We start from the raw sequence: 17,632 nt of genomic DNA, 5'->3' as shown, positions 1-17,632 counted from the left end.
GGGCGCGAGCCTCGAGCAGCTGCCGGCGGGGACGCGGGTCGGGACCTCGAGCCTGCGCCGCGCGGCGCTGGCCAAGCGCCTCAACCCTGGCGTCGAGATCGTGTCGATCCGCGGCAACCTGCAGACCCGGCTCGCGAAGATCGATCAAGGTGTCGTCGATGTCGTGCTGCTCGCGGCCGCGGGGCTGCAGCGCTTGGGCCTCGACGCGCAGGTGGCGGAGTACCTCGATCCAGAGCGCTTTTGTCCGGCGGCGTGTCAGGGAACCTTGGCGATCGAGGCCCGGGCCGACGATCCGGCCGTGCACGAGCTGCTCGCGCCGCTCGAGCACCCGCCCACCGCGATCCTCGCCGCGGCCGAGCGGGCCTTCCTCGCCCGGCTCGAGGGTGGATGTCAGGTCCCGATGGCCTGTCACGCGCGCCTGGCTGAAGACGGCCTGCACGTGCGCGGGCTGGTCATCGATCCCTCGGGCGCGCCGCTGTTCGACGCTCGCAAGGTCGGCACGGCGAGCCAGGCCGCCGAGCTGGGTCGCGGATTGGCCGAGACGCTGCTACGGCTGGGCGCGGGCGGGATCATTGAAGCGCAAAAGCGCCTGGCCGCGGGCGCCTCCTGACCCAGCACAGCATACGCCGAGCCAACACCCAAGCTCAGTCCAAGCAGTGAACCTTGCGAGACGAGCGCAGCAGCGTCAAAGGCGATCGCGCGGCTCGCAGTGGTCTGTGTTGGGCCGGCAGACGGGTCTTTGCAAGCCACACACTGCTCTGTTTGGCCGTCGAAGCAGCGCTGGCGGCCATCAGACACCTTCGCGGCGCTGCGGAGGCGCTCGTCGAGTCGGAAGAGCGATCGGTCGCGGCCGCGAACCACCTGCGCGAGTCGACGAGACCACCCGCGCCCCCGCGCACGCCTGTGTCAACTCCAGCACCCGCTCGGAGGCGCCGCAGACGGGTCTGTCAATTCCACGCACGCGTCTGCGGGGCCCACAGAGGTGTCTGTCAACTCCGGGAACGCGTGTGCGAGCGTCGCGAAGACCTCTGTCAGCCGCAACGACCCTCGCGCGACCCTTCAGGCAGGGTCGAGCGCGCTGCGCTCCCACGAGCTCGGCGCTCCCACCCACGAGGAGATCGCCGACGTAGCGAGGTGGACCCACGAGCGACTCGGAGTCGTCCTCGAACGTCACGGTTGCTCGCTCGACGAACTCGCGGGCCAACGAGTGGCTCGCGCGAGGGCCCGCGCTGCGGGTGGGGACGCTCAGTCCACGCGCCCAAGCGGGGCGTTGTCGAGGCCGCCCGCGAACACCAGCTTGCCCTCGGGGTTGATCACGAACATGTGCGGCGTGGTCTTGGCCCCGTAGCTGTGACCGACCGCGCCGTCCTCATCGATCAGGATCGGGTGGGCGAGGTTCCACTCGGCCTTGGCCTGCTTGTTGCGCTCGACCCCCGCGCCTTGCTTGCCGGCCGCGCCCGAGTTGATCGCCAGCCACACCACGCCAGCTTGTTGTTGTTCGTTGCCCAAGCTTGCGAGCGGGCCCTCGCTGTGGGCGTATTTCACGAACGGGCAGTCGGGGTTGAACCACTCGAGCACCACCGTCTTGCCGGCGAAGTCCGCGAGCGAGACCTGTTCACCCTCGAGGTTGGGCAGGCTGAAGGCGGGCGCGGGCTCGCCAATCTTGGCGGTCGGCTCGGCACCCGCGTCTGCGTACTTGACGCTGCAGCCGTAGGGCTTGGTCTCGGCCGCCTTGACCGGGCCGCCGGCCGCGAGATCACCCAGGGCCGTGAGCAGGTGGCCCTCGTAGCCCGGGTTTGGCTGGGGCGCGGGCTCGGAAGGCGGGGTGGCGGCGGGCTCGGCGGCCGCGTCCTTGGGCTTCTCCGTCTTGCTGTCGTCGCTGGTGCTGCCGCAAGCCGTGAGCAGGCAGCTCGAGAGGGCGAGGGCGAGGGTCGAATGGTTGGGCTTCATGGTCGTGGGCTCCTAGACAAGCGTGGGGGTCTATTTGGATTCGGGCCAGGCGACGTCGAGCTCGAGCCAGCGGGGCTCGCCAGCAAGGGTCGCGCGCAGCACACCCTGGGCGCCGTCAGGCGGGGATCCGGTGAAGCGGTAGTGCAGCTCCAGCGCGTCGGCTGCAGCCACCTGCTTGCCGAGCAGCGCGGTGTCGGTGGACAGCGGGAACAGCTCGGCGAGCTCGAGCTCGCCGCGGGGCGTGACGGTCAGCTTGCCGTCTGCCCAGGCCGCCGCCACGCGCTCGCCGGCTGGCTCGGGCACGCGCTCGAGCATGGCGAGGGTGGTTGGGTCGCTGGCGATCGGGAGCTCGTCGAGCTTGGCGGTCAAGGTGGTGGAGCCGGGGATGCAGCTCTGCGCGCAGGCGAGGTAGCTGCTGGTGAGCTCGAGGCTGGCGCCGGCTTCCAGCTTGGTGAGCGGGACGAACAGCACGGCTTCGTGACTCCAGCCGTAGGTGACCTGGCCGCCCTCGCTCGTGAAGCGCTCGGGCGCCGGGTACAAGACCGCGCCAGCGCTCGCGTGCGTGGCCGTGATCGCCAGCTTGGTGCGCAGTCCGGACTCGCCTGGGTTTTGCCAGTAGATGTGCCAGCCGGGCTCGATCTCGTGGCGCACGGCCACGAGCGCGTCGGCGTTGGCGAGCGGGCCTTCGGGGCCCGATTCCGCGGCCAGTCGGGTGGCCAAGCGCGCGCGGGCGGCTGGATCGACGAGCGCGAGCTCGACGCGAACGAGCGGCGCCTTTTCACCGACTTTGGAGCCGACCCCGGACCCGGCTGCGGGCGCGGCTTCGGCAGGTAGCTCGGCGTTGGTCGGCGTCTGGGTTGTGCACGCCGCCAGTGACGCGGCGAGCAGTGCGGGGACGAGCTCATGCACACGCGCAGGGTAGGGGGCGACTCGCGACTTGTCACGGCGCCCTGGGAAATTCAGCAGTCCTGGGTCTACAGCAGCAAGATCGCCACGCCGGCCACGGCGATCACCGCTCCAAGCGCGCCCGCCCAGCCAAACCGCTCGCCGCGGATCCAGATGATCGGGAGCATCAGGATCCGCGTGGTCGCCATCAGGCTCGCGGCGACGCCGGTCGGGGCCAGCTGGACGGCGGCAGCGCGTGGCCGCGGGTGAGTGACCAAGCCCCACACGACCAGAGACACCAGCGCCATGCACAGTCGGAGCGAGTTCAGGCTCAGCGAAGCGATCCGCTTGCCCGCCGACTCGAACGAGAGCGCGGTGATGACCCTGCATCCGGCGGTGGCCAAGGCCGCGAGCTCACCGGCGCGCTCGATCATGGCGCGACCCCAGTCGCGGCTCGCCCCGCTGTCGACGCGTTCCATGTCCGAGTCCGAAGCCCCAGTCGATCGTCGTGACTCTTGGACGAGAACCACATACCGTGGCGGCGTGGAGCCCCAGCGCCACCGTGGGCAAGCCAGCCGGGTACGCCGGGCGGGGCTGATCGCGGGTACAGTGATGGGGGTGGTGATCGGGGCAACGATGGCCGCGGCGCCGAGCGTGGAGGCGACCTGCGATCACGTGCTCGAGCTCGCCTCGCTCGCGGGGGAGTCGGTGGGTGGCTCGGATCACGCGGCGTGCATCCACTACTACGCAGACCAGCGTGCGGGCCGGGGCGCGCTCGGGTGGACGTGGCTGTCGTGGTGCACGTGGGCGGCCCAGAGCATCCCCGAAGCTGGGGAATGCTGAGCGGGTTCTGTTACCATTTGCCAGCTGTCTGCGGTCGAGCGGGCGACGAGCATGGTCGAGCACAGCCCAGATGCGTTGCGTGAGGCGGCGCCGGCCTACGGCGACCTCGAAGCCAAGCGCGCCCGTGCTGGGATCGCGGCCGCGTTGTTCGCGGGGCTCGAGGCCGAAGAGCCACAAGAGCGGCTCACCCTCGGGCGCTACGTGATCGAGTCGCGGCTGGGCGCTGGGGGGATGGGCGTGGTCTATCGCGCCCACGATCCCGAGCTCGACCGGGCGGTCGCGGTCAAGCTGCTGCACGCCGACTCGGCAACCGATGAAAAGGCCCGCGCTCGGATGCAGCGCGAGGCCAGGGCGATGGCCAAGCTCTCGCATCCCAACGTGATCACGGTGTTCGATGTTGGCGCCGACGATGGGCAGGTGTGGGTCGCCATGGAATTGGTGGCGGGCAGCGACCTTCGGCGCTGGCTCGAAGATCGTCCACACGCTGGCTGGCGCGAGGTCCTCGAGCTGTTCATCGCCGCCGGGCGCGGGCTCGCGGCCGCCCACGAGGTCGCGCTGATCCACCGCGACTTCAAGCCCGAGAACGTGTTGGTGGGCGACGACGGGCGCGTGCGCGTGCTCGACTTTGGGCTCGCCCGGATCCAGCAGCCGATCCGTTCGCTGCCCACGGTGGACCAGTCCACGACGGCGTCCGCAAGCGGGCGAGCAGCCCTCACCCGATCTGAAGACACCCCGGCCACGGAAGCCGACAACGAGCGAACGAAGACCGACGGCGAGGCAGCGCAACCACCGTTCACGGCGCCCACGGCCGATCCAGACCAGCGAGACATCTCCCAGCTTCCGACCGCGTTCTCGGGCGGCCTGACCGAGACCGGCGTGTTGCTGGGGACGCCGCTGTACATGGCGCCCGAGCTCTACGCCGGGCGGCCCGCCGACGAGCGCAGCGATCAGTTCGCGTTTTGTGCGTCGCTCTATGAAGGCATCTATCGCCAGCTCCCGTACGGATCGAACAACCTCCCAGCCCACGTGAAGGCCGTGAAGCAGGGCCGCCTCGTCGAACCGCCGACAGACACCGAGGTGCCCGTGGAGCTCGGGCGGATCATCGCGCGCGGGCTCGCGGCAGCGCACGACGCTCGTCACCGTGACATGGCGGCGCTGCTCGCCGAGCTCGAACGCGTCGCGCGGGGGCCAGCACAGACCGCGCTGCCCGAGCCAGCTTCGCCGTGGCGCTCGATCGCGATCGCGGCCGTGATCGTGGCCGCGGCGGTGACCCTGGTCGGGGCTGAGCTCGGGTGGTTCGCCGCCGACACGCCCCCGCAGGTCGCCGCGCTCGATGCCGCTGACGCGACCGCGTCAGACCCCAACACCGTCTCCAACAATCCAGCTCTCGAGCAGCCCGCCCGCACGCCGGAGCTCGCCCCGCCCGGCCCCGAGCTGGCGGCCGACACGGGCGACGCGCTGGGCTCGACCGACTCGACCGACTCGAGCGACACGGCAGACGCGAGCCCAGCGGACGCTGGACCGAGCGAGCCCGAGCGCACGTCACCGACGCCGCCCAGCGCCGACTTGCACGACTGGTGTCACCTCCACGAGGATCGCTACACCTTGCTCAGCCGCACCAACAACCGGCGAGCCAGCTTCATGCATCAAGACACCTGCTACACGTGTCGGGTCGAGCGGCGGCGCAGTCGAACCAGCAGCTTCTCGCCGCGCGACTGCGCTGGCTACTCGTTGTGCGGGGAAGCGAGCGCCAGCGCGTGCGAGTGATCCAGCAGCTCTGGGTCGTGATCACGGCCTTGTTGGTGGCGCTGTTGATCCCCAGCTTGGCCCACGCGGCCAAGCCCTACGGGGTCGTGACCGTGGATCTGCGCCCCGAGATCGGCGAGGTGCCCACGCACCTGTGCGTGGTGTCGCAGGGCCAGGGTCCGCGCACGCGACAGCGGCTCAGCGAGCTGTTCTTGCCGCACGCGGGCACCGAACTCGCCCAGGTCAACGACCTGGTCCTCGATCCGGCGACCTGGGGCAGCGGCAGCGACGAGCGGCCCTGCGAGGCCGGTGGCGCGTGCTTGCCTCGGGTCGAGCTTCCGCAGGCCAACGTGCTGGCGGATGATCTGTGGGTCGCGTGCACCTCGGACAGCTTGGTCGCCGATCGATCGACACGCGATCCACGGGTGCTCGTGATGATGCTCGAGCACCTCGAGGGCTCGCCGCCGCTGCTCGAGTCGCTGAAGCTGACCGGCGGCGTGGCAACGATCGGCGTGCAGGCGGATCTGAGCCGGATCGTCGTGACCGCCCGCAGCCTTGGCGGTCACTACGACGCCCACACCCGCGCGTTTCGAGCCGAAGAGGGCTCGGATCACAGCGAGCTCGTGGCCTTGCCGCTGGCTCCGCGCTGTCACGGGGTCGAGGTCGAGCTGCCCGGCGTGCGCCTGCGCGAGTCGGATCGGGCCCGGCTGCAGCTGCGCGCCCACGGGGTCGATCTCGACGTGCACACCTGCATCGGTCCGCTGCAAGGCTCGGCGCGCATGCACGTGGAGCTGCCGCGCGCCGAGGGGTTTGGGCGGCTCGAGGTCGAGCTCCCGCCGATCGCCGGCGAGACCCCGACCGCGACCCGGTTCGCCGCCAGCTGGGACACCGCCTGGCCCGAGGGCGAGCTGCGCCTCGATCCGCACCAGCTCGCGTTCATCTGGGCCCCGCCCGCGTGCGTCTGGGCGATCGGTACGTGTCCAACCGCGACCCTCGAGGGCGGCCTGAGCTGCGAGGCGACGCCGCTGGCGGACGGCACCTGTCAGTACCTGTGCCCCGCGGGTGGCGATCCCAACGACGCGCACGACGACGAGTGGGTCGATGTCTCGCCCCCGGTTGCGGTCAGCTTTCAGAAGACCGACCCCGATCAGCGCTGGAACGAGATCCTTCAGCGGCCCGGCCAGGTCCTCTCGTCCTACGTGGACGGCGATCACATCTACCTTGGGGCGGCGCTAGACGGGTGGAGCCGGGACGTGCCGGGCAGCCGCATCAGCCACGTCGAGCTGCTCGAGAACGATGGGAGCTCGCGCAGGTACGCAGTCGCCGACGTCGACGCACTGCGGATCCTCGCGCCGGGGGCCAGCTGTGATCCGCTGCGCTATCGGCTGGTCGGTGACCGTCGCTACCAAGAGGGGGCCGCCGAGATCCGTGACGGCGCCGTCGACTTTGGCAAGGTCCATGAGACCGCCCGGCTGCTGACCTTCAACGTGACCCTGGCCCAAGGCGGCGGCATCGCGATCATGTACGCCGACGCCCCCGACGAGCTCGGGCGCCAGGTCTACTTCACCGCGCTCGGTCAGCTGGCCGCAAACTTTCGTCCTCGAGATCCCCGCTACGCCCGCGTCGCCTACGAGCTGCGGCTTGGCGGCACGCTCGGGCAGTGGGGGTACTTTGGCCCTGGATCGATCGGCGAGCCCAAGCGTCAGCTCGCCGCCAAGCTGGCCTGGGCCCGGCTGCTGTTCGAGCCGGCCGTGATCGTCGACGTGATCCCCCCGCTGTCGTTCAGCCTTGGCGTCGGGGTTGGCGGCTCATGGCCGATCAACAACGGCGACGTCACCAACACGGGCCGCTTCAACTGGATCATCTCGCCCAGCCTCGACGCCCGCGTCGCGCTGCGTCGCTGGGTCTCCCTGGTCGTGCAAGGCCGCGTGATGCTGCGCGAGCAGACCTCGGTCGCCGTCGACATCGCCGGCAGCGACCCGGTGTTCGGCCTGTTCTCGAACGCCTCCCTCATCGGCCTCTACGGCCTCCAGTTTAGCTTTTGACCCCCACAGCCGCCTTCGCACTTCGCGGGTCACTCGCTTCGCTCGCTCCCAATGGGCTGGCTGTATGCGACCGCATGTGTGGCCCCCTAGCAGGGGGCTTTTTTTTAGACCCCCACAGCCGCCTTCGCACTTCGCAGGTCACTCGCTTCGCTCGCTCCCAATGGGCTAGCTGTATGCGACCGCATGTGTGGCCCCCTCGAAGGGGGCTCTCGTCTGGGCACCCACGGCCACCATACGGCGCTCCATCCTCCTTCGCTCCCGCCCAACTTCTTCGCACCCTCCCAACATGAATTCGCTAAGTGCGAGGGCGCTCCCTCCCAACGTTAACTAGCGAAGTGCGAGGGCGCACCCTCCCAACATGAATTCGCTAAGTGCGAGGGGGGGTCCAACTGAGGATGGAGCGCCGTATGGTGGCCGTGGGTGCCCAGACAAGATGAGGATGGAGCGCCGTATGGTGGCCGTGGGTGCCCAGACAAGAGCCCCCTTCGAGGGGGCCACACATGCGGTCGCATACAGCTAGCCCATTGGGAGCGAGCGAAGCGAGTGACCTGCGAAGTGCGAAGGCGGCTGTGGGGGTCTAAAAAAAACTAAAAAATTCCCCGGAAGGGGCCGGACTTTTTCTTCTTCTTTTTGGCCGCCTTTGTGGCCTTGGCGGCGGCCTCGGGGTGGTTGGCGGCGAGCTGGCCTTGGACTTTTGCGAGCTTGGCGTCCAGGCCAACGCACGCGCTCTCGGCTTCGCCGGGTCCGGGGGCATCGGGGACCCTGAGCGCGCGGTCGTGCAGCGCGTCGAGGTAGTAGGGATCGTCGCTGTCGACGATCGTGTCGAGAGCCTTGCTGAACGCCCCACATGGGGTCGGGGAGTCGGCTGCTTCGCGCAGATCCAGCGCCAGCTGCCGGCGCAGATCCATGCGCGCGACCATGCTGGGATCGTGCTGGAGCTCGTCGATGATCCGGTGGCGCGTGACGTAGCCGAGGGTGCTGGTCTCGTCGTTGATGACCTCGAGCAAGAAGGTGTGGCCAAGTCCGCCTAGATCGCGCACGGCTACATCAATCGCGACGCTGCGCAGCTTCTTGTCACGCAGGAGGTTGCGCAGCTCGGCCTCGAATTCGGTCTGCTTGGCCAGGGAGGCCTCGGATGCGGCGGCCTCGGCGTAGCGGTGCAGCGCGGTCACGCGGTTGGCGTCGCCGCCAGCGAGGGCCAGCGCGCGGCCGTCTCGCCAGAGTAGACCGCCGTCTTCGGGAAATTCGTCGCGGGCTTGGGCGATCACCTGCAAGGCCGTGGCGGTGTCCCTGGCGATCAGCAGACGATCGATCTCGACGTACACCGAGCCGTCGGGTTTGGGCCGCTCTTTTGCGTGTGCGCCGTCTGGCTCGTCGCGGTGGGTGTTGCCACCGTTGTCGTCCGCGGTGTCGGCTGGCTGCTCGCCGTCGTCGCCTTGCTCGCCGCCGTCGCTGGCCGACCCGCCTGGGAGCAGGGCGATGATGATCAAGATCGCAAACACGCCCGCGCCTGCGTACAGCCAGCTGCGTGGGATCTTGTTGGTGCTGGCCGGGGCCAGGGGCAGCCCGGGAGGTGTCGGCGCGTGAGCGTGCGATGCCCCCGGAGCCCCGTGGATCCCGATGGGGCTCGGGCTGTGGGCGTGCGATGCCCCGGCGGGGATCGGCGCGTCGGCGAACATCGTCGCGCCGGAGGCCGTTGGTGGGGGCTGGGCGTGTGAGCCTGGGCCGGCCAGCGCGGCCTCGATCGCCGTGATCGCCGTGATCGCGTCGGGCACCCGGCGGTCGCGGTCCTTGATCAACAAGTCCGCGACCAGCTCGCGCAGGGCCACGGGCACCCGCAGCGGCAGCGCGGGGGGCTCGCTGGCCAGCTGCATGCGCAGCAGCGTCACCGGATCGGTGGAGATGAACGGCGGGTGGCCGGCGAGCAGCTCGTACAAGATGACGCCGGTCGCATAGATGTCGGTCCGCGCGTCGACGATCTCGCCCCGACACTGCTCGGGGCTCATGTACGCGGGCGTCCCAAACACCTGCCCGAACTGGGTCAGCGCCCGCCGAGACGCGCCAGCCTCCGCGACCTTGGCGAGGCCAAAATCGACGAGCTGGACGACCTCGTTGCCCGCGCCGTCGCGGATCACAAACACGTTCTCGGGCTTGAGGTCGCGGTGCACGACCTGATGCGCGTGAGCGTGGGCGAGGGCGTGGAGCAGCTGCAGCACCAGGTGCGCGGCGCGGACTGGATCCACGCCAACGCCAGCTTGGATCACCTCGCGCAGCTCGACGCCTTCGAGCAGCGGCATGACCAAGTAGTGGGCCAGGTTGCCCGCGCCCGCGGTGGTGCCGTGGGTGAACACCGGGACGATGTTGGGATGATCGAGCTCGCTGGCGGTCTGGGCTTCGCGCTCGAACCGGGCCGCGAGCTCTTCGTCATCGGCCAGCGCCGCGTGGAGGATCTTGACCGCGACCGGCGTGCCGGTCTGGCTGTCCTCGGCGCGAAACACCGCTCCCATCCCGCCGACACCCAGCAGCGCGATCAAGCGGAACCGGCCAGCGACCGTGTGACCGGGCATGTGCTCGGGCTTGCTCGGCAGCGGCGCGTGAACGGCCTGGCCAAGCTCACCGGTTGCGGCGGTGAGGTCGGCGGCGGCCAGCTCGTTGGTGGCACCAAGGGCGTCGATCGGGGGATCGGTCTGGCCGTCCGCCCCCCGGGCCGTCGTGCTGCGCTCACGCAGGTGCTCGCGCAGCTCGGCGAGCTGCGCCCGGGCGAGCTCGGCAGACGCCGGCCGTTGGTGGCGTGACTTCTCGATCAGCGACTCGACCCAGGCCGCGAGCGGGGCCGGGACGGTGGTCGGCAGCGGCGGCGGCGGGGCCATGATCTGCATGCGGAGGATCGCCGCGAGATCATCGCTCTCGAACGGCGGCCTTCCGCTGAGCAGCTCGAACGCCAGCAGCCCGGCCGAGTAGAGATCGCTGCGCTCGTCGACCTTGCCGCCAGCGGCCTGCTCGGGGCTCATGTAGCGCGGGGTCCCAAACACCATGCCCGCCCGGGTCAGGACCTCTGCGGCCCCATCGGCGTCGAGCAGCTTGGCAATTCCAAAGTCGACGATCTTGGCGACCTGTTGCCCGTGGATGTCCTCGACCATGAACACGTTCTCGGGCTTGAGGTCGCGATGGACGATGCCGCAGTGGTGGGCGTGCTCGAGCCCGGCGAGGATCTGATCGAGCACGACGCAGGCCTGCGCCGGATCCCACGGCTTGCCGAGCGAGGCGCCGAGCTCCTTGCCCTCGAGCAGATCCATGACCAGGTACTTCACGCCGTCCGGCGTGGTCCCGAAGTCGCTGACGCGCACGCAGTTTGGGTGATCGAGCCGCGAGGCGCTGTGGGCTTCGCGATCGAAGCGCTTGCTGATCGACGGATCGCCGCCGATGTCGGGGTGCAGGACCTTGACCGCGACATCCTTTTGTAAGCTGGTGTGCCGGGCCCGGTACACCGCGCCCATGCCCCCCGCGCCAAGCAGCGCGTCGAGCCGATAGTGGTCATCGAGGACCTGGCCGATCATGGCCTCGAGCGGGGTGGCCACGGGTCGCTCAGCGGTCCTCGTCGGCGGGTGTTGGCAGCAGGTCGTCGCGCAGCGCTTTGGCCCAGTCGTCGAAGTTTGCCTGGGTGCTGCGGCGCAGCTCATCGCTGGACGCGAGCTCGACGATCAGCTCGTCGAGCCGTTGCCGGGCGCGCTGCAGCCGTCGCTTGATCGTGCCCTCGGGGGTATCGATCACCGCCGCGATCTCGCGGACGCTGAGCCCCTCCCAGTAGTGCAGCTCGAGCGCGACCTGCATCTCGAGCGGGAGGTGCCGCATCGCGGTCAACAGCAGCTTTTGCTCTTCGCGGGCCGCGATGTGGGCGGTCGCCGTGCCAAGCCCGAGATCCGCGACTGACTGCTGGCCAACCTCGAGCACCGCGTCGCGTCGCTGGCGATCACGGATGTGGGTGTACAGACGGTTGCGGGCGATCGTGTAGAGGTAGGTTCGGAAGCTGGCGTCGCCGCGGTAGCGATCTTTGCCCTTCACGCAGCCAAGGAAGGTCTGCTGGGTCAGATCTTCGGCGGCGTCGTCGACCTTGCTTCGGAAGAACCGATAGATCGAGTCGAAGTGGCGCGCGAACAGCTCGCGACCTGCGCGCTCATCACCCGCGCGCCAGGACTCGAGCAGTTCGAAGTCTGGTTTTGGCTCCGCGCTCACGCTCACAATCTACCGCACTCGGTAGATGATGCGTCCGCGGTTGGGATCGTAGGGGGAGACGGCGACTTTTACCCGGTCGCCCAAGACGACCTTGATTCGAAATTTCCGCATTTTCCCGGCGAGGTGGGCGATGACCGAGTGATCGTCATCGATCTTCACCCGAAACATGCCGCCGGTGAGGACTTCGATGACGACGCCGTCGAACTCGATGTGGTCGTCCTTGCTCACGGGGCGGAGGGTAGGGGGGTGCCGCCGCGTTCGCAAGAGCAGCGGCGCGCCAAGATCACTCCAGCACACTCTCTGGCAATTTCGGCCAATCCCGCCCGCCTCCGCCCGTGGTGGGCCGGGAGCGTCACCTCAGCCCAACCCAGGGCGCCCCCAACGGCACGTGAGCCGGCGGCGGGTCGACCCCCACCCGGGATCGCCTACCCCAAAAGCGAGCGAACCGCGCATCTTCGCAGCTCGCCACCCCAAGAAACGCCGAGGAGCGAGGCGACCAAACGCGAAAGGCTCCACTAAAGGAGCCCCCCGGGGAGTCAAGCGGCCGTCAGGCGGCCGTCAGGCGGCCATCAGAACGAAGGCAGGTTGGTGCCTTCGAAGGCGACCGTGGTTTGGTCTAGACCGTCGGCGAGCAGATTCTCGATGTCTGCTTGCTCGAGCGTCTCGCTGAAGTCCACGCCGTCAAACAAGTGGTTGTACGCCTTGCTGATCGTCAGCTTCTTCGAGAAGTGCTGATCTTCGCTGATCGAAAATGGCTTGCCGCTCGCGACCTTGCTGATGTCGACCTGGACGTCGAGCGCTGCGTCGGTGCGCCAGGTGAAGTCGACGTGCTCGTCGCCGCGCACGGCTGAGCCGGTCAGGTACACCGTCGCGCCCATGGCTGCGGGGTTGTCGACCTCATCCGCGGGGCCGTACTCGACGAGCACATCGCAGTAGGTGCCCGAATCGGCCCGGACGCCGCCCATACCCTCGACCTCCGCGTCTGCGGTGGTGCCAACGTTCTCTGCGAGCGCGCCCCAGTACATCTCCACGTTGAAGCGCTCGCCGTCACAGCCAAGCAGCGTCACGGCACTGGTTGTCACGTACGCCTCGTTCACGAACACGTCCCAGCCCATGTCGTTGGCGAACACGAGCTGGTCGCCGTTGCGCGTTGGCATGTTGCCGGACTCGTCGGGGGTGCTGTGGCTCGTCGTGAACACGTCGACGACGCCGGTGCGCTGGCCGAGCTGGTCCAGTAAATCACAGCCGGTGGCGAGCGCGAGGGTGGGAACGAGAAGGGCGGCGAACAGGGGGATGCGGCGGGTCATGGTCGTGGCCTCGGCGGTGGTCGGTGGTCGGTGGTGCCGAGTAGGCAGGAAGGGGGGGGCCGATCTGGGGGCCTGGGCTGGTCAAACCGTCAGGCCGATCAAAGGATCAAATCGACTTTCCTAGTTAGCTTCATTACAAGAATCTTGGCAAGGAAAATGTCATCCGGTGAGTGGCCAAACGCGGCCAAATTTGGCTTCGAATGACAAAATGATCATGGCCAGATCTCTTCATTCTCGTTTTCGAGCAGGATTAGGCGAATTCGAGCCTCACATGTCGTGATGACCCATGAGCCATGTGAGATATATTTGTAATCACTTATCCCACATCAAGGTGGGGCGAATACGCAGTTATCCGTGTTTCGGGGGGCGCCGTGGGCACCCCGAAACCTCGCAGGTCGGATGTGCGACAGTCTGGCGAGATGACACGCGCTTGGCTCCATCGCTGCTCGAAGCTCCTCGTGGTTGGTATCTCGGTGGCGGGCGTGTCGGCCTCGACCGGATGTGCCCCCACATCCTCGGGGCCCGACACACCCGTGATGGCGCCGTCGGGCTCCACGCTGCGCGACGCGGGCATGGATCCGCCCACGCTGTGCGCCAAGCCGGATGCTTCGGACTGCAAGTGGGACGTGCAGCAGCCCCCGGGCGACGCGCGCGAGATCTCGATCGCGACCGAGACCGGCACCTGGATGAACCTCGATCTCAGCCCCGACGGCCAGCTGATCGTGTTCGACCTGCTCGGCGATCTCTATTTACTGCCGCGCGCGGGTGGGACGGCCAAGCCGCTGACCGAGGGCATGGCGTGGGACATGCAGCCGCGCTTCTCGCCAGACGGCAAGTGGATCGCGTTCACCAGCGATCGCGGCGGCGGTGACAACATCTGGGTGCTCGCGGCCGACGGGGCAGGCGAGCCCAGGCCGGTGACCGACGAAGACTTCCGTCTGCTCAGCGCGCCCGCCTGGTCGCCCGACGGCGAGTACATCGTCGCCCGCAAGCACTTCACCTCGCGGCGCAGCATCGGCGCGGGCGAGATGTGGCTGTACCACCGCAGCGGCGGCAAGGGGGTGCAGCTGACCAACAAGCGGACCGAGCAAAAAGACGCCGGTGAGCCGGTGTTCTCCCCCGACGGGCGCTACCTCTACTTCTCCGAGGATCTGACCCCAGGCCGGGCGTTCGACTACAACAAGGATCCGAACGGGCAGATCTACGCGATCCAGCGGCTCGATCTCGAGGAGGGCCGGCTCGAGCCCTATATCGGTGGCGCTGGCGGAGCGGTGCGGCCAACCCCATCGCCCGACGGCAAGCTCATGGCCTACGTCCGGCGGGTGCAGCTGGACTCGGTGCTCTACGTGCGCGAGCTCGACAGCGGCGCCGAGTGGCCGGTCTACGACGCGCTCGATCGCGACATGCAAGAGACCTGGGCGATCCACGGGGTCTACCCGCAGATCGACTGGACCCCCGACTCGCAGACGCTGGTGTTCTGGGCTGGCGGCAAGCTCCACGAGGTCGGCGCGCGCGGGGGTGCGGTCAAAGACATCCCGTTTCGGGTCGAGCACACCCGACAGGTCTCGGCGGCCGCCAGGTTCCCGGTCGAGGTCGCGCCGGCCCAATTCGACGTCAAGCTGCTGCGCTGGCCACAGCTGAGCCCCGACGGCAGCAAGCTGGTCTACCAGGCGATCGGCAAGCTCTACGTCCGCGACATGCAGTCCGGCGAGGTCCGGCGCCTGACCAAGCAAGACGATCACCACGAGTACTACCCAAGCCTCTCGCGCGACGGGCAGTGGGTCGTCTATGTCAGCTGGGACGACGCGGAGCTCGGCTCGGTGCGGGTGGTCCCGATCACCGGCGGCGAGGGCAAGCTCGTCAGCGGCGAGCCCGGCCACTACGTCGAGCCGGTGCTCTCGCCGGACAACAGCCACGTGGTCTACCGCCGGACCTCGGGCGGCGGCTTGGTCTCGCCGCGGTGGTCGGAGCAGCCAGGTGTCTACGCGCTGCCGATCGAGCTTGGCGGGACCAAGCGAGCGCGTCGCGGCGCGCCTGCGGCCGTGCCCAAAGAAATCCGGGTGAGCCGCAGCGGCGTCGAGCCGCAGTTTGGGACCCGCTCGGATCGGGTGTACCTGCTCGAAGACGGCCCCGAAGACGCGCGGCTGCTGACCAGCATGGAGCTCGACGGCAAGCACCGCCGCGAGCACTACCAATCGGCCCGCGCGGAGCAGTTCGCGGTCTCCCCCGATGGTCGCTTCGTCGCCTTCGTCGAGGGCTTTCGGGTCTACGTGGTCCCGTTTCCGCAGCTTGGCAGCGACGACGCCAAGCCGGTCGAGATCGGCCCCGGCGGCGCTGGGCTCCCGGTTGGCAAGGTCAGCGAACAGGCCGGGTGGTTCGTGCACTGGTCCGGCGACGGCAAGGCCCTGCACTGGGTCCTGGGTCCCGAGCTGCACACCCGGCCGCTGCACGATGTGTTCGCGTTTCTCGACGGCGCGCCCGAGCGCAACGCCCAGGCCGTCCGCCAGCTCGAGGCGATCTACGCGGAGTACGAGCTCGCCAAGGCCGACCAGCTCACCACCGACGAGTGCGCGGACCTAGCCCGCAAGTACGACCTGCTCAACGACGCGTTCCCCGGCGCCATGGCGGTCGCGCGCTTCAACGTTGGCGCGGTCTGGAAGGCCTGCGGCGACGAGCAAAAGGCCGCGGCGATCCTCGCGGAGGTCCGCGCAACCAATCCAGAATTCGCGAGCAAGACCGAGGTCATGAAGCTCGCGCCCACGCCCGAGCCCAGGATCGAGGTCGTCAACGTTGGGTTTTCCATGCCCAGCGACGTCCCGAGCGGCAAGCTGGCGCTGGTTGGCGGCAAGCTCGTGACCATGAAGGGCGACGAGGTGATCGCGGACGGCACGATCGTGATCGACCAAAACCGCATCGTTGCGATCGGTCCCCGCGATCAGGTCCAGATCCCCGCCGACGCCACGCAGCTCGACGTCTCGGGCCACACGCTGATCCCCGGGCTCGTCGACGTCCACGCCCACGGGCCGCAGGGCACCCACGGGATCCAGCCCGAGCAAAATTGGCTGCACTACGCCGAGCTTGGGTTTGGCGTCACGACCGTTCACGATCCCAGCAACGACAGCCTGACGATCTTCTCTGCGTCCGAGCTGGTCCGCGCGGGCGAGGACGTGGGGCCGCGGATCTACTCGACGGGGACGATCCTCTACGGCGCCGAGGGGTCGTTTCGCTCGCAGGTCGAGACCCTCGACGACGCGCGCATGCACCTGCGGCGCATGAAGTCGATCGGCGCGATCTCGGTCAAGAGCTACAACCAGCCGCGCCGAGACCAGCGTCAAAAGGTGCTGCAGGCGGCGCGCGAGCTCGAGATGATGGTCGTGCCCGAGGGCGGCTCGCTGTACCAGCACAACATGACCATGGTCGTCGACGGCCACACCGGGGTCGAGCACGCGATCCCAGTGGGGGCGATCTACGACGACGTCCGACAGCTGTGGGGCGGCACGCAGGTCGGCTACACCCCGACGCTGGTGGTCGCCTACGGCGGGATCTGGGGCGAGAACTACTGGTATCAGCACACCGATGTCTGGGACCACGATCGCCTGCTCGCTTACGTCCCGCGCGACAGGGTCGACCCACGCGCGCGCCGGCGCATGCACGTGGGCGAGGGCGACTGGAACCACTTCCGGGCCGCCGAGATCGCCAAGCAGCTGGCCGACGCCGGCGTCGCCGTGAACCTTGGTGCCCACGGCCAGCGCGAGGGCCTTGGCGCGCACTGGGAGCTGTGGATGTTCGTCCAAGGTGGCATGAGCCCGCACGAGGCCCTGCGCGCGGGCACCCTCAACGGCGCGCGCTACATCGGACTGGACGCTGACATCGGCTCGCTCGAGGTCGGGAAGCTCGCCGACATCGCCGTGATCGAGGGCGATCCGCTGGCCGACATTCGGGCCAGTGAGAACGTCGCCTACACCGTGATCAACGGGCGCTTGTTCGACGCGACGACGATGGCGGAGCTCGGCAACCACCCGCGCGACGCCGCGCCGCTGTGGTGGCAGCTCGACGGGGCGGCGCGACCCGAGGGGGCGCTGGGGATCCCCGTGAGCGGCGGCGCCTCCACTGACGCGAGCGGCGTCACCCACGACACCTGCCGGCATTAGGCTAGCCTGCTGACTCTAGCGTCCTTGACACGCCAAATTCGGCGTATTCGAGTCGAGCTTGCGCCCGCGCAAAGGAGCGTACCCGAACAAACTAGATCTCCCTTCCCGCGAGGAGGTCGTTTCGGGTGAGCGACAGAGGCCGCACGAGTCGGGGGCCGGTCTGCGGGGGGCGATGTGCTGATCGGGCAGCGCGCACGACCCGTGAGGGTCGCTCCGGGCACGGAGGGCTCAAGACGCTACTTTGCGTTGTCATGGATCGCTGTCGACGAGGTCGGGCTGTGGCTTCGGTCGGGCACTCGCAACGCCCTCTTATTGTGCCCGGAGCGACCCTCACGGGTCTTCTGTGCGCTTCTCGTCGTTCGCGACGGCGGCTACGCGCTCGGGATCGAGGGGCGTCTTGGGGTCCAACAGTGCTGGTTGCGAAGGTTGCACTCGATGCTTGCGGTGGTCGTTCGAATGCTCGCGTCCGTCG

General features: G+C 68.7%; 12 protein-coding genes. 5 read left to right on the top strand and 7 right to left on the bottom strand.

The features are described 5' to 3' along the window. The coding region (gene hemC, locus DB30_RS15980; RefSeq protein WP_146659139.1) for a hydroxymethylbilane synthase at positions 1–610 on the top strand (610 nt) is incomplete at its 5' end. 635 nt (positions 611–1,245) lie between these two features. On the opposite strand, the gene DB30_RS15975 is transcribed toward hemC, so the two are convergent. The 3 genes from DB30_RS15975 to DB30_RS15965 all read right to left on the bottom strand — a co-directional run bounded on the left by DB30_RS15975 (position 1,246) and on the right by DB30_RS15965 (position 3,314). Continuing rightward, positions 1,246–1,950, bottom strand: a complete 705-nt coding sequence (locus DB30_RS15975; protein WP_052549754.1) for a redoxin domain-containing protein — start codon at positions 1,948–1,950, stop codon at positions 1,246–1,248. A gap of 30 nt (positions 1,951–1,980) precedes the next feature. Further along, positions 1,981–2,859 carry a protein-disulfide reductase DsbD domain-containing protein gene (locus tag DB30_RS15970; RefSeq protein WP_052549752.1) on the bottom strand — a complete coding sequence of 293 codons (879 nt, stop codon included), beginning with the start codon at positions 2,857–2,859 and terminating at the stop codon, positions 1,981–1,983. A 65-nt stretch (positions 2,860–2,924) separates the two neighbouring features. Beyond that, positions 2,925–3,314 carry a hypothetical protein gene (locus DB30_RS15965; protein ID WP_052549750.1) on the bottom strand — a complete coding sequence of 130 codons (390 nt, stop codon included), beginning with the start codon at positions 3,312–3,314 and terminating at the stop codon, positions 2,925–2,927. 64 nt (positions 3,315–3,378) lie between these two features. Here DB30_RS15965 and DB30_RS15960 point away from each other — a divergent pair, with 64 nt between their 5' ends. The 3 genes from DB30_RS15960 to DB30_RS15950 are packed head-to-tail and all read left to right on the top strand — an operon-like array spanning position 3,379 to position 7,469. Continuing rightward, a complete protein-coding gene (locus tag DB30_RS15960; protein ID WP_146659135.1) occupies positions 3,379–3,678 on the top strand; it encodes a hypothetical protein in 300 nt (99 codons plus the stop codon). Between the two features lie 51 nt (positions 3,679–3,729). Next, positions 3,730–5,445 carry a serine/threonine-protein kinase gene (locus DB30_RS42790; RefSeq protein ID WP_052549747.1) on the top strand — a complete coding sequence of 572 codons (1,716 nt, stop codon included), beginning with the start codon at positions 3,730–3,732 and terminating at the stop codon, positions 5,443–5,445. Continuing rightward, positions 5,436–7,469: a hypothetical protein gene (locus tag DB30_RS15950; protein ID WP_165703793.1), complete on the top strand. Its 2,034-nt coding sequence runs from the start codon at positions 5,436–5,438 to the stop codon at positions 7,467–7,469. The genes DB30_RS42790 and DB30_RS15950 overlap by 10 nt, the downstream gene beginning before the upstream one ends. 587 nt (positions 7,470–8,056) lie before the next feature. Here the strand turns inward: DB30_RS15950 and DB30_RS15945 are convergent. The 4 genes from DB30_RS15945 to DB30_RS15930 all read right to left on the bottom strand — a co-directional run bounded on the left by DB30_RS15945 (position 8,057) and on the right by DB30_RS15930 (position 13,009). After that, positions 8,057–11,047, bottom strand: a complete 2,991-nt coding sequence (locus DB30_RS15945) for a serine/threonine-protein kinase (RefSeq protein WP_052549744.1) — start codon at positions 11,045–11,047, stop codon at positions 8,057–8,059. Positions 11,048–11,054: 7 nt separating this feature from the next. Next, a complete protein-coding gene (locus DB30_RS15940) occupies positions 11,055–11,702 on the bottom strand; it encodes an RNA polymerase sigma factor (RefSeq protein ID WP_240480248.1) in 648 nt (215 codons plus the stop codon). Between the two features lie 9 nt (positions 11,703–11,711). Continuing rightward, positions 11,712–11,930, bottom strand: coding sequence for a translation initiation factor IF-1 (gene infA, locus DB30_RS15935; RefSeq protein ID WP_052549740.1), 219 nt, complete (start codon positions 11,928–11,930; stop codon positions 11,712–11,714). Positions 11,931–12,271: 341 nt separating this feature from the next. Continuing rightward, positions 12,272–13,009, bottom strand: a complete 738-nt coding sequence (locus DB30_RS15930) for a hypothetical protein (protein ID WP_052549739.1) — start codon at positions 13,007–13,009, stop codon at positions 12,272–12,274. Positions 13,010–13,545: 536 nt separating this feature from the next. Here DB30_RS15930 and DB30_RS42295 point away from each other — a divergent pair. Then, positions 13,546–17,160 (top strand): amidohydrolase family protein, encoded by a 3,615-nt coding sequence (locus DB30_RS42295; RefSeq protein WP_240480247.1) that lies wholly within the window; start codon positions 13,546–13,548, stop codon positions 17,158–17,160. Positions 17,161–17,632 lie beyond the last annotated feature (472 nt).

Source organism: Enhygromyxa salina (assembly GCF_000737335.2).
Lineage (GTDB): Bacteria > Myxococcota_A > Polyangia > Nannocystales > Nannocystaceae > Plesiocystis > Plesiocystis salina_C.
The sequence above is the reverse complement of the archived record's forward strand: the minus strand, read 5'-3'. Positions and strand labels throughout refer to the sequence as shown.